The organism is Duganella callida (assembly GCF_004614165.1).
Taxonomy (GTDB): domain Bacteria; phylum Pseudomonadota; class Gammaproteobacteria; order Burkholderiales; family Burkholderiaceae_D; genus Rugamonas; species Rugamonas callida.
In genome coordinates, this window is sequence record NZ_SPVG01000102.1 from 1 (window position 1) to 12951 (window position 12951).

At 65.9% G+C, this 12951-nt stretch carries 13 protein-coding genes; 7 read left to right on the plus strand and 6 right to left on the minus strand.

Features of this window, described 5'->3' with window-relative positions; genetic code table 11:
• Positions 1-338, minus strand: a 338-nt coding sequence (locus E4L98_RS10680) for a septum site-determining protein MinC (protein ID WP_503826138.1), incomplete at its 3' end; no start/stop codon positions are given.
• Positions 339-551: 213 nt separating this feature from the next.
• Between E4L98_RS10680 and E4L98_RS10685 the strand changes: the two genes are divergently transcribed.
• The 6 genes from E4L98_RS10685 to E4L98_RS10710 all read left to right on the plus strand — a co-directional run bounded on the left by E4L98_RS10685 (position 552) and on the right by E4L98_RS10710 (position 5722).
• Complete coding sequence (locus tag E4L98_RS10685; RefSeq protein WP_135201545.1) at positions 552-1460, plus strand: LysR family transcriptional regulator; 909 nt, start codon at positions 552-554, stop codon at positions 1458-1460.
• Between the two features lie 222 nt (positions 1461-1682).
• Positions 1683-2861 carry an acetyl-CoA C-acetyltransferase gene (locus E4L98_RS10690; RefSeq protein ID WP_135201546.1) on the plus strand — a complete coding sequence of 393 codons (1179 nt, stop codon included), beginning with the start codon at positions 1683-1685 and terminating at the stop codon, positions 2859-2861.
• Positions 2862-2944: 83 nt separating this feature from the next.
• Positions 2945-3685, plus strand: coding sequence for an acetoacetyl-CoA reductase (gene phbB, locus E4L98_RS10695; RefSeq protein WP_135201547.1), 741 nt, complete (start codon positions 2945-2947; stop codon positions 3683-3685).
• 97 nt (positions 3686-3782) lie between these two features.
• Positions 3783-4739 (plus strand): prolyl aminopeptidase, encoded by a 957-nt coding sequence (gene pip, locus E4L98_RS10700; RefSeq protein WP_135201548.1) that lies wholly within the window; start codon positions 3783-3785, stop codon positions 4737-4739.
• Between the two features lie 70 nt (positions 4740-4809).
• The gene (locus E4L98_RS10705; RefSeq protein WP_135201549.1) at positions 4810-5250 is read left to right on the plus strand and encodes a DUF2721 domain-containing protein; all 441 of its coding nucleotides are present in this window, start codon (positions 4810-4812) and stop codon (positions 5248-5250) included.
• Positions 5251-5269: 19 nt separating this feature from the next.
• Complete coding sequence (locus tag E4L98_RS10710; protein ID WP_135201550.1) at positions 5270-5722, plus strand: hypothetical protein; 453 nt, start codon at positions 5270-5272, stop codon at positions 5720-5722.
• Positions 5723-5725: 3 nt separating this feature from the next.
• Here E4L98_RS10710 and E4L98_RS10715 read toward each other — a convergent pair whose 3' ends face one another.
• On the minus strand, positions 5726-6319 hold the full coding sequence (locus E4L98_RS10715; protein ID WP_135201551.1) for an SRPBCC family protein: 594 nt from the start codon (positions 6317-6319) through the stop codon (positions 5726-5728).
• Between the two features lie 96 nt (positions 6320-6415).
• On the opposite strand from E4L98_RS10715, the gene E4L98_RS10720 reads away from it, so the two are divergent.
• Complete coding sequence (locus tag E4L98_RS10720; protein WP_135201555.1) at positions 6416-8458, plus strand: NADPH-dependent 2,4-dienoyl-CoA reductase; 2043 nt, start codon at positions 6416-6418, stop codon at positions 8456-8458.
• A gap of 33 nt (positions 8459-8491) precedes the next feature.
• On the opposite strand, the gene E4L98_RS10725 is transcribed toward E4L98_RS10720, so the two are convergent.
• The 4 genes from E4L98_RS10725 to E4L98_RS10740 form a co-directional block, all read right to left on the minus strand.
• Positions 8492-9898: an SH3 domain-containing protein gene (locus tag E4L98_RS10725; protein WP_205746699.1), complete on the minus strand. Its 1407-nt coding sequence runs from the start codon at positions 9896-9898 to the stop codon at positions 8492-8494.
• Complete coding sequence (locus E4L98_RS10730) at positions 9895-11616, minus strand: cation:proton antiporter domain-containing protein (protein WP_135201552.1); 1722 nt, start codon at positions 11614-11616, stop codon at positions 9895-9897. Before E4L98_RS10730 ends, E4L98_RS10725 begins: the two co-directional genes overlap by 4 nt.
• 67 nt (positions 11617-11683) lie before the next feature.
• A complete protein-coding gene (locus tag E4L98_RS10735) occupies positions 11684-12130 on the minus strand; it encodes a carboxymuconolactone decarboxylase family protein (protein WP_135201553.1) in 447 nt (148 codons plus the stop codon).
• Positions 12131-12227: 97 nt separating this feature from the next.
• Positions 12228-12951 (minus strand): aminotransferase-like domain-containing protein (locus E4L98_RS10740; RefSeq protein ID WP_135201554.1); only part of this gene is annotated, 724 nt, incomplete at its 5' end.

Sequence of the window (12951 nt, forward strand, 5' to 3'; positions counted from 1 at the left end):
GGCTCGCGCGGCTTGGCGGCGGCGGTTTCCAGGCTGAGGCCGTGGGCGGCGATCTCGGCGGCCCAGGCCGGCGGCGCGTTGCGCACCGCGACCGGGTTGAGCCGGTATTTCTTCAGCAGGCCGATCAGGCCGGGCCAGTCGACCGGCGCGCAGCCGGGCGGCAGGCCGCCGACGTCGATCACGGTCAGGTCGTCTTCAAAAAAGTCGGCGGTGCCGCCGGTCATTTCCGCCAGCGCGGCATCGAGCGCGAGGCGGTCCGGGGTGGTCAGGATGGCGGAAACGGCAACGACGGTGGAAATTTTAATTTCGATGGGCTTTTGAAACAGGCTCTTGGACATGGCGACAGTATCAGGGTTATCCACGCGCGCATGCGCAGGCTACGGCATTTTACTGTGGAAAACGGCAACTGTGGAGGACTTGCAAGCGTGCGCCGGCCCCGCGGGGCGCGGCTGTCATGCGCATTTCACATTGCTACGCTAAAGTGTGCGGCACACTTATTTATAATTAAAAAGCAAGATTTTACTCGCACACGTGAAAATCCCTCATAGGCCATGCTAGAAATCCGTCACTTACGCACCCTGAGTGCGCTGCGCTCGGCCGGCAGTCTGGTCCGCGCCGCGCAGTTGTTGAACCTGACGCAGTCGGCGCTGTCGCATCAGATCAAGTTGCTGGAAGACCGCTATGGCGGCCCGCTGTTCGAGCGCAAGTCGGTGCCGATCGGCTTCACCGCCACCGGCGCCCGCCTGCTCAAGCTGGCCGACCTGCTGTTGCCCGAAATCGAAACCGCCGAACGCGAGGTGGCGCGGCTGATGCAGGGCGACACCGGCCAGCTGCGCGTGGCGCTCGAATGTCCGACCTGTTTCGACTGGCTGATGCCGGTGATGGATGCGTTCCGCAAGCGCTGGCCGGAGGTGGAGATCGACCTGGTGCCGGATCTGCAGGGCGATCCGGCCGCATTGCTGCGCGAGGGCGCGGCCGACCTGGTGATCGGCGCCGCCTGCGGGGCGGAATTCGCCAGCTTCCCGCTGTTCCGCTATGAAACGCTGGTGGTGATGGCGCACAAGCACCGCCTGGCCGCGCTGCGGCGCCTGCAGGCCGCCGATTTCGCCGGCGAGACGCTGATCACCTATCCGCTGCCGGACGCCCGCATCGACCTGATCCGCGAAGTGCTGCGGCCGGCCGGCATCCAGGTCCAGCGCCGCAGCGCCGAACTGACGGTGGCGCTGCTGCAGCTGGTGGCCAGCCGCCGCGGCATCGCCGCGCTGCCGGCGTGGGCGGTCAAGCAGTACCTCGATTACGACTACGTCAGCGCGCGCCCGGTCGGCGAGCAGGGCCTGTGGAGCGAGCTCCACGCCGCCGTGCCCGAGGCGCAGCGACACAAGGCCTACGTCCTCGACTTCGTCAACGTGATACGCGAGCAGTGCGCCGCCTCGCTCGACGGTATCAGATTATTGTCGTGACAAAAAGTTATTCTTTGTTCAAAATGCAAGAGGCGGGATTTGATGCACATCAATGTCTGCGCTGAAACCTGCGCATACGATGGGTCCCGGCCGGTGGCGCGCGGCGCACGATCGGACGCCGCGCGTCGGTTGGCGGAGAAGGGCGTATGATATTTGTTCGCGTTGTGCTCAACGTTGTTGCTCAACTAAGCTGGCTGCGGCCGGCGTGTACTGGAGAATCAAATGGATGACGTAGTAATCGTGGCCGCCGGCCGTACCGGTGTGGGTAAATTCGGCGGCAGCCTGGCCAAGACGCCGGCGTCGGAACTGGGCGCGCATGTGATCAAGGGCCTGCTGGCCAAGAGCGGCATCGACCCCGAACAGATCAGCGAAGCGATCCTGGGCCAGGTGCTGACCGCCGGCGTCGGCCAGAACCCGGCGCGCCAGGCGGTGATCAAGGCCGGCCTGCCGAACACCATTCCCGGCTTCACCATCAACCACGTGTGCGGTTCCGGCCTGAAGGCCACCCACCTGGCGGCGCAGGCGCTGAAGGCCGGCGACGCCCAGATCATCATCGCCGGCGGCCAGGAAAACATGAGCGCGGCGCCGCACGTGCTGCCGGGCTCGCGCGACGGCTTCCGCATGGGCGAGGTCAAGATGATCGACAGCATGATCGTCGACGGCCTGTGGGATGCCTACAACCAGTACCACATGGGCATCACCGCCGAGAACGTGGCGAAGAAATACGAGATTTCGCGCGCCGAGCAGGACGAGTTCGCGCTGCAGTCGCAGCTGAAGGCCGAGGCGGCGCAGAAGGAAGGCAAGTTCAAGGACGAGATCCTGCCGCTGGAAATCGTGCAGAAGAAGGGCAGCATCGTGTTCGACAGCGACGAATACGTCAAGCCCGGTTCGACGCTGGAAGGGCTGGCCGGTCTGCGTCCGGCGTTCAGCAAGGACGGCAGCGTGACCGCCGGCAACGCCTCCGGCATCAACGACGGCGCCGCCGCGGTGATCATGACCACCGCCACCAAGGCCAAGGAACTGGGCCTGCCGGTGCTGGCCAAAATCAAGGCGTACGCGTCGTCCGGCCTGGACCCGGCGATCATGGGCATGGGCCCGGTGTCGGCCACCCGTCTGTGCCTGAAAAAGGCCGGCTGGACCCCGGACGACCTGGACCTGATGGAAATCAACGAGGCGTTTGCCGCGCAAGCGGTGGCGGTCAACAAGGAAATGGGCTGGGACACCAGCAAGATCAACGTCAACGGCGGCGCGATCGCCATCGGCCACCCGATCGGCGCCTCGGGCGCGCGCATCCTGGTCACGCTGATCTACGAAATGATACGCCGCGACGCCAAGAAGGGTCTGGCCTCGCTGTGTATCGGCGGCGGCATGGGTGTGGCACTGGCGATCGAACGCGCCTGATAATAACGATGATGAGACGACGCCGGACCGCACGCGGCCGGCGGGTTCAGCGAATACTGTACTAATTGACGAGGGGACAAAACATGGCAAGAGTTGCATTGGTTACCGGTGGCATGGGCGGTCTGGGCGAAGCGATCAGCTACAAGCTGTCCGCGCTCGGTTATTGCGTGGTCACCACCTATTCCCCGGGCAATCCCAAGGTCGAGCAGTGGCTGGCGACGACGCGCGACCAGGGCTATAACTTCCGCGCCTATGCCTGCGACGTGTCGGACTACGAGTCGGCGCAGGCGTGCATCGCCGCGATTGAAAAGGATATCGGCCCGGTGGACGTGCTGGTGAACAACGCCGGCATCACGCGCGACATGACCTTCAAGAAGATGGACAAGGTGAACTGGGACGCGGTGATGAAGACCAACCTGGATTCCGTGTTCAACATGACCAAGCCGGTGTGCGACGGCATGGTCGAGCGCGGCTGGGGCCGCATCATCAATATTTCGTCGGTGAACGGCCAGAAGGGCGCGTTCGGCCAGACCAACTATTCGGCCGCCAAGGCCGGCATGCATGGCTTCACCAAGGCGCTGGCGCTGGAAGTGGCCAAGAAGGGCGTGACGGTGAACACCATTTCGCCGGGCTACATCGGCACCAAGATGGTCCAGGAAATCCCGCAGGAAGTATTGGACAGCAAGATCATCCCGCAGATCCCGATGGGCCGTTTGGGCAAGCCGGACGAAGTGGCGGGCCTGGTGGCCTACCTGGCGTCCGATGAAGCGGCGTTCGTGACCGGCGCCAATATCGCCATCAACGGCGGCCAGCACATGTCGTAACGCCCCGGGGACAGACCACGATTTGGCAAGTTCTTGCAAAATCGTGGTCTGTCCCCTTTTTTTGTACAATCGGCTATCAGATGCTTAAAGGATAGCCATGTTCGACCCGACCTCCCAGCTGTTCCCCCCGATTACGCCGCTGCGCCACGGCCTGCTGGCGGTGGACGACCTGCACACGATTTATTGGGAGGAAGTGGGCAATCCGGACGGCATTCCGGTGATCTTCCTGCACGGCGGCCCGGGCGCCGGCCTGTCGCCGCAGCACCGCCGCTTCTTCGATCCGCAGCAGTACCGCGTGATCCTGTTCGACCAGCGCGGCGCCGGCAAGTCGCTGCCGCTGGGCGAGTGCCGCAACAACACCACCCCGCTGCTGATCGCCGACATCGAACGCCTGCGCATGATGTTCGGCATCGAGCAATGGCTGGTGTTCGGCGGTTCCTGGGGCTCGACGCTGGCGCTGGCCTACGGTCAGGCCCACCCCGAGCGCTGCCTCGGCTTCGTGCTGCGCGGTGTGTTCCTCTGCACGCAACAGGAAATCGACTGGTTCCTCGACGGCGCGCAATGGTTCCACCCCGAGGTGTACGACGACTTCGTGGCGCCGATTCCAGCGGAAGAACGCGGCAATCTGCTGCAGGCGTACGTGCGGCGCATCATGAGCGATGACCCGGCCGTGCACTGGCCGGCGGTGCGCGCGTGGAGCCGCTTCGAGGGCCGCCGCGTGTTCCTGCTGCCCCAGCCCGACGAGCCGCCGTCGGACACGCTGGACCTCGGCGTCGGCCGGCTGGAGTCGCACTACATGGCCAACCTGGGCTTCTTCAGCGACGGCCAGCTGCTGGCCAATGTGGCGCGCATCGCCCATCTGCCGGCGGTGATCGTGCAGGGCCGCTACGACGTGATCTGCCCGCCGGTGTCGGCCTGGCGGCTGCACCGCGCCTGGCCCGGCTCCGTGCTGGAGATGGTGCCGGACGCCGGTCATGGCGCGATGGAGAAGGGCATCTCGCGCGCGCTGGTCGGCGCCACCGAGCAGTTCAAGCGCCGCCGCGCGTTTGCCTGAAAAACGGCCCGCGGCCGACGCGGGCTGTTACACTATGCCTAATCGATAAGACCAACAACGCATGGCCATCATGAACTTCCAGACCGGCGATATCGGTCACATCATCCAGCTGGCGATCGCGCCGGTGTTCCTGCTTTCCGGTGTCTGTACCAACCTGATCGTGCTGACCAACCGGCTGGCGCGCATCATCGACCGCTCGCGCGTGCTGGAAGACCGGCTGGACGTGGCTTACAGCGATCCGTATCTGAACGAGCTGGATGTGCTGTACCGCCGCTCGCACCTGATCAACATGGCGATCTTCCTGTCCACCGCCTGCGGGCTGATGGTGTGCCTGATCGTCGCGTTGCTGTTCCTCGGTGACGTCACCAACATTGGCCTCGACAAGTACGTGGCCGGGATGTTCGTGGTGGCGGTGCTGTGCCTGGTCGGCAGTTTTGTCGCGCTGCTGCGCGAGATTTACATTGCGTCGGCCTTCATGCGTACGCAGCGCCACCGGCGCCGGACGCGTTAACTTTTTATGTGAGACCATCATGCACGACTACCAACGCCCGCCCACCCTGTACCGCTACGGCGTGCGCGAAGACCTGGAGCTGGCGCTGAGCCAGGGCCAGTTCATCCTGGTGCCGGCGTCCAACTGCCTGACGCTGAGCTTTTCGCAGGTGTGGGACGCCAAGCTGTTCGAGCAGTTCAACGCCGACGCCTGCCTGATCATCCACAACACCGAGGAATTCGGCGAGCGCATCCACCGCGCCGTGCAGCGCACCCTGCCCAGCTGGGCGGGCATCGACGGCGCGGTCGAATACGGCCAGCGCGCGGCGCTGGGCGCGGCCTTCACCAAGACGGCGGCCGAGGCGCATGAACAGGAATGGCAGTTCGCCTGGCGCGCGATGCAGGCCAATCTGAGCCTGAATCCGGTGGCGATCCGCGTCGGCAATCTGGAGAACTTCGCCGAGCTGCGCGCGCGCGACACCTACTTGGCTTGAGCCTTATTTGGGAATCGCCTCGACCCGCGGCTCGTCGCGGCGGTCGAGGCGCGCCAGCACGGCGCTCATCATGCGCTCGATGTCGCTGCGCACCATCTTGGTCCCGAGGATGCCGGGCACGTAAAAATTCGGCAGCATTTTGCCGTGGTAGATGATCCTGGTGCCGCCGGTTTCCGGCACCGGCACCAGTTCCCAGCGCGATTCATATTGTTTCATGTCGCCCGAGATCAGCGCGATGTCGATCGACGACATGGGCTGTTCCGTCGCCCGCACGATCAGGTGGATGGTGCGCGACATGAACAGGAAGCGCGCCACGCCGAATTGCTCGATGATGACCTCATTGCCGTTGCGGGACAGGATCTTGCACGATTCCATGTCCGGCACGAACTCCGTCATGCGTTCGTAGTTGGTCAGGATGCGCCACACCTTGGGCAGGCTGGCGGCCACCGTGCCGGTTGCGTCCACCTCGTACAGATGGCGTCCGTCCTGCTCCATGCGGTTTACCGAAACCTCCAGCTTGGGTAATTCCAGCCTGGGTGTCTGCGCCATCGCTGCGGCGGTCACACCTAACAACAAAAACAAAAGGAATCGGATCATTTGGCCAGCGTACGGGAAAGGGTGGCAGAATACAAGAGCAGCACGCACGGACTTTAGAACCCCAGGTCTAGAGAATTGGGATTAAATGCGGCCATGATGACAACAACCCCCTATCCACATCTGCTGGCCCCACTCGATCTCGGTTTCACCACCTTGCGCAACCGCGTGGTCATGGGGTCGATGCACACCGGTCTCGAAGACCGCTTCTACAACTACGGCAAACTGGCGGCATTCTATCGCGAACGCGCGCGCGGCGGCGTGGGTCTGATCGTCACCGGCGGCATTTCGCCCAACCGGTCGGGATGGCTGTTACCCTTTGGAGGTACGCTCAATTTCAAGGGCGACGTAATCAACCACCGGCGCGTGACCAGGGCCGTGCACGAGGAGGGCGGCAAGATACTGATGCAGATCCTGCATGCGGGCCGCTATGGCTATCAGCCGCTGGTGGTGTCGGCCTCGGACAAGAAATCGCCGATCTCGCCGTTCAAGCCGCGCGCGCTGAGCGAGGCCGGCATCGAGCAGACCATCCGCGATTACGCGCGCTGCGCCAGGCTGGCGCGCGAGGCCGGCTACGACGGCGTCGAGGTGATGGGCAGCGAGGGCTATCTGATCAACCAGTTCCTGTGCGCGCGCACCAATCTGCGTACCGACCGCTGGGGCGGCAGCATCGAAAACCGCATGCGGCTGCCGGTGGAAATCGTCAAGCGCATCCGCCAGGAAGTGGGGCACGACTTCATCATCATGTACCGTCACTCGCTGCTGGACCTGGTCGAAGGCGGCAATACCTGGACCGATGTGGCGGCGGTGGCCAAGGCGCTGCAACAGGCCGGCGTGTCGATCCTGAACACCGGCTACGGCTGGCACGAGGCGCGGGTGCCGACCATCGTCACCTCGGTGCCGCGCGCGGCCTTCAGCAGCCTGGCCGGGCGGCTGCGGCTGGAGGTGACGATTCCCGTGGTGGCCTCAAACCGCATCAACATGCCGGCCGAGGCGGAGGGCGTACTGCAGCGGGGCGAGGCCGACATGATCTCGATGGCACGCCCGTTCCTGGCCGATGCCTATCTGGTGCAGAAGGCGGCGCAGGGCCGGGCGGACGAGATCAACACCTGCATCGGCTGCAACCAGGCCTGCCTGGATCACACCTTTGCCAACAAGCGCGCCAGCTGCCTGGTGAATCCGCGCGCCTGCCACGAGACGGAACTGGTGTATGCGCCGGCCGCGAAACGGCGGCGCGTGGCGGTGGTGGGCGCCGGTCCGGCGGGCCTGTCGGCGGCGACGGTGGCGGCCGAGTGCGGCCACGATGTGACGCTGTACGAAGGCAGCGACAGCATCGGCGGCCAGTTCAGGATCGCCATGCAGATTCCGGGCAAGGAGGAATTTGCCGAGACCATCCGCTACTTCGGCCGGCAGATCGAACTGACCGGCGTGAAGCTGAAACTGAACACGCGCGTCACGCGCGAGCAGTTGCTGGCCGAGGGATTTGACGATGTGATTGTCGCCACCGGCATCAAGGTGCGGCGGCCGGCCATCGACGGCATCGACCATCCGAAAGTGCTGTCGTATCTGGACGTCTTGCGCGACAAGAAGCCGGTCGGCAAGCGCGTGGCCATCATCGGCGCCGGCGGCATCGGTTTCGATATGGGTGAATTCCTGCTGCATGATCCGAAGTATCCGCTGCCGCTGGCGCTGGATGTCTGGGCCAGGGAGTGGGGCGTGGGCATGAAGGTCGAGACGCCGGGCGGCCTGGTGCCGGCGGCGCAACCGCAGCCGGTGCGCCAGCTGTATCTGTTGCAGCGCAAGACCACGCGCCCGGGCGCGGGCCTGGGCAAGACGTCGGGCTGGGTGCACCGCGCGGTCCTGGCGCGCAACGGCGTGGTGATGATGGCGGGCGTGCAGTACGACCGCATCGACGATCACGGTCTGCACATCACGGTGGGCGGCGAGCAGCGCCTGCTGGCGGTCGACAACGTGGTGATCTGCGCCGGCCAGGAAAGCCTGGCGGAGCTGATGCCGTCCGAAGAGCAGACCAAGGCCAGCGCGGTACCGCGCTTCCACAAGATCGGCGGCGCCGCGCTGGCGGCGGAACTGGACGCCAAGCGCGCCATCAGGGAAGGCGCGGAAGTGGCATCCAGGCTTTGAGCGCCGGGCGCGTGTGTCGGTGGTCGGCGTCGCCTATAGCGGCTGGGCGACGTGCACCAGGCTGGTCATCGCGTCGACGTACAGGGTGTTGTCGTCGGCGTAGAGGGGCAGCAGCGGCGTGACGGCAACCTGATTCAGCTTGGTCTTGCGCAGCTGTCCGCTGGCCGGATCCTTGAATACGGCGTAGGGCACGTCCTGTATCACGTAAGGCTGGCCGTCGACGTGGCCGATGATCATCAGCACGTGGCCCGGCACCACCACCAGATCGCCCACCTGTGCCTGCGCCAGCGCCTTGACGCGTTCCGCATGGCTGTCGGCGGCGGTGAAGCCGCGGTGCCGCAGCGCCGCGCTGCTGCCTTGCTGGCCCGAGTTCGGCGGCAGGAACACGCCCATGCTGCGATACACTTCGCTGGTCAGGCCGCTGCAATCGCGTGCATCGAACTGGTGCCCCCAGCCATAGCGCTCGCCGAGGAATTTGAACGCCTGGCGAATGATGTTGGCGCGCGTCAGCGGCAGGTAGCCGGGCGCCGTGTCGGCGCTGCGCCGTATCAGCGCGCTGCTGAAGTCCAGCGTGCCGTCGGCCCTGCGCACCGGCAGGCGCACCGCCCAGGAAGCATAGCTGCTGGCGCCATTCACCGTCTGCGCCGGCGCCACGTCGGCGGCGGGCAGGCTGACGCCCATGTCGAGCTCCAGCCGCGAGACGGCCGGCGCCTCCGGTGTGAACACGGTGCGCACCTGGTCGCCGGTGATCACGCGGCCCGGCGCCTGGCCGATATAGGCAAACACCGCGTCGGCTGAACCGATGCCGATGTCGCCGGCCTGTACCCAGCCCGGTCCCTGCGCGCTGAGGACCAGCAGCCATTGGCGGTCCGCGCTTGCGTGCGCGATCAGCACCGCTTCACCGGGGAACAGCACGCCGGCCTGCAGGCTTTCGTAATCGCGCGCGTCGGCGGCGGCATACAGCGCCAATGCGGAAGGCAGCGCGCGCAGGAAGGTGCGGCGCACGCTCAGGCCATAGCGCGCGGCGGTCTTCGCCGGGATCTGCGCGACGGCCGTGTTCTGCCGCAGCGCGGGCAGCAGCGATGCCGGCAGCGGGCGGCCGGCTTCGTCGACCACCGGCTTGATCGGCGTTTGCTCCGCCTCCCTGATCCAGCCGGCCACCTGGGATTGCGTCAGCATGGCGGGGATGGATGCCAGATCGGTCAGGCCGCCACCCTTGGCGTAGACCAGCCGCCGTTGCGCGGCGGTCTGCCGCGCGTTCATCAGCACCGCGTCCGGGCTGGCGGCGCGGCGTATCCAGAATTCGGGCGACAGCATTGCGTCGCTGAAAGCCGGCACCCCGGCCGGCGAGACGGCCGGCAGGGCCACGTCGGCGGCGCGGGCGGGAACCGATGCCAGCGTGGCGGCGCTCAGGAAGGCCAGCAAAGCGGGCTTGATCATGCGTGATGGTCCTTGTCGATGTTGGACAGCACGTAGGCCGTCATGCCCTTGGCCAGTTCCTGCTCGCCCATGAAGATCTCGCCGGCGCGTTCGCTGCGCAGCAGGTCCGCTTCGGCGTCGCTGTGGGTGCGCACCACGGTCTTGATGTTGGGGTTGAGCGCGCGCGCGGTTTCGATCATGGCGCGCACGTGGAAGGTGTCCGGCGTGGCGATCACCAGCATCGCCGCGTGGGCGATATGGGCCTGGATCAGCACCGCCGGCTCGCCGGCATTGCCGGCCACTGCGTGCACACCGTCCTTGCGCAGCTGGTCGACCACTTCGCGGTTCTGCTCCGCCACCACGTAGGGTATGCCTTGCGCTTTCAATGCCGCGGCGATGCGGCGGCCCACGCGGCCGTAACCGACCAGCACCACCTGGCCGCGCAGGTGCTCGTGCGGCACCGACATCGGCAGCTCGGCCAGGGGATCGGCGGTGCGCTCGAACTTGGCCGCCAGGCCGGCGTTCTTGCTTAGCCAGCGCTCCAGCGGTTTGGTCAGCCTGAACACCACCGGATTCAGCGCGATCGAGATGATGGCGCCGGCCAGGATCAGGCTCTGGCCCTCCGCCGGCATCAGCTTCAGCGACAGGCCCAGCGCCGCCAGGATGAACGAGAATTCGCCGATCTGCGCCAGGCTGGCCGACACCATCAGCGCGGTCTTGGCCGGGTAGCGCAGCAGCAGCACCAGCAGGAAGGCCGCCACCGATTTGCCGATGACGATGATGGCCACCACCGCCAGCAGCTTGAGCGGCTGCTCGACCAGGATAGCCGGCTCGAACAGCATGCCGACCGAGACGAAGAACAGCACCGCGAAGGCGTCGCGCAGCGGCAGCGACTCTTCCGCCGCGCGGTGCGCCAGCGCCGATTCGCGCAGCACCATGCCGGCAAAGAAGGCGCCCAGCGCGAATGAGACGCCGAAGTAGTGGGTGGAGCCATAGGCGATGCCCACCGCCGCCGCGATCACGCACAGCGTGAACAGCTCGCGCGAGCCGGTGCGCGCCACCTGCCACAAGATCCACGGGAACAGCTTGCGCCCGCCGACCAGCATCAGCACGATGAAGGCGCCGACCTGGCCCAGCGTCAGGCCCAGCGTGGCCCAGAGATTGTCGCCGCCGCCGCCATGGGCGCCATGCGCGGCGTCGGGTGCGGCGCCGCCGAGCGAGCCGGCCAGCGCCGGCAGCAGCACCAGCACCAGCACGGTGACCAGATCTTCCACCACCAGCCAGCCGACCGCGATGCGGCCGTTGAAGCTGTCGAGTATCCCGCGTTCCTCCAGCGCGCGCAGCAGCACCACCGTGCTGGCCACCGACAGCGCCAGGCCGAACACCAGCCCGCCGCCCAGGCTCCAGCCCCAGAAGTGGGCCAGCGCCATGCCCATCGCCGTGGCGACGGCAATCTGCAGCACGGCGCCGGGCAGCGCCACCTTGCGCACCGCCCACAGGTCATCGAGGGAAAAATGCAGGCCGACGCCGAACATCATCAGCATCACGCCGATTTCGGCCAGCTGGCCCGCCAGCGCGGTATCAGCGACAAAGCCCGGCGTGGCCGGGCCGATCAGGATCCCCGCAGCCAGATAGCCCACTAGCGCCGGCAGTTTGAGCCGGGTGGCGATATAACCGAACAGCAGGCCGAAACCCAGTGCGGCGGCGATGGTGGTGATCAGGCTGATATTGTGGGGCATGCGTGAGGGGCTCCTTGGCGAAAAAACAGGCAAAGGCCGAGGGTAGCACACTCACGCTAAAGACCTCTTATTTGACGGCGGCCGGGGTCATGCGCATGCTGACGCCAAAGCGGTTGAAGGCGTTCATCAGCGCCACCGCCACGGTGACGTCGGCCAGTTCCTGCTCGCCCAGCACGGCCAGGGCTTTCTGGTAGTCGGCGTCCGGCACATTGCTTTGCGGGATACGGGTCACCGATTCAGCCCAGGCCAGCGCGGCGCGTTCCTTGTCGCTGAACAGCGATGGCGCTTCTTCCCATACCGGCACCAGCGCCACCTTGTCGGTGCTGACGCCGCATTTCAGCAGGTCGCGGGTGTGCATGTCGATGCAGTAGGCGCAGCCGTTGATCAGCGATACGCGCAGGTAGATCAGGTGCACCAGCTCGGCCGGCAGCGAGGAGTTGACGTATTCGTGGACGGCGCCAAAGCCTTTGTAGGCTTCAGGTGCCAGTTTGGTCCATTGGAGACGGTTGCTCATGATGATGTCCTCATTTAGTGGGTTACGATGGGATCATTGTGCGCCGACATGGATCAGCCTTGAAGGGCCATGAATGGTGATTTGAACTAGGCCATGTTCAGATCAGCTGCAGTATCCGCCGGGCCAGCTCCCTGGCCCTGGCCGATGTGTCGATGTTGGTGAATCCCAGCAGCAGGGCCGACACCGCGTGCGGCAGCGTACCGCGTTCGCTCAGCGCCAGGCCGGACATGCCATGTTCGCGCATGCGTCTGATCAGCGCACGATCGGTGTGATGCCCCTTCATGCGCAGCACCAGATGCATGCCGCCCGGCTGCGGTTCCACCTGCAGATGCGCGCCCAGCACCGACGACAGCGCATCGGCGGCGATCTGGCGCCGCTCCGCGTACAAGCGGCGCATGCGCTGGATGTGGCGGGCAAAGTGGCCCTCGTTCATGAAGTCGGCGACGATGTGCTGCATCAGCGCCGGGCCGCTGGCGGAAAAGGTGCGGGTGATGGCGTCGAAGCGCTCCACCAGCGCCGGCGGCACCACCAGGTAAGCCAGCCGTATCGCCGGGAACATCACCTTGCTGAAGGTGCCCGAGTACAGCACGCGGCCGTCGCGGTCCAGGCTTTGCAGCGCCGGCAGCGGACGGCTGACGTAGCGGTATTCGCCGTCATAATCGTCTTCGATCACCCAGGCGCCCGCCTGGCGCGCCCAGTCCAGCAGCGCCAGACGGCGCGGCAGCGACAGCGACACGCACAGCGGGCTTTGATGCGCCGGCGTCACCACCGCCGCCCGGGCCGCCCTCCCCCCAACACAGACCAATATATTGGCGTCTTTG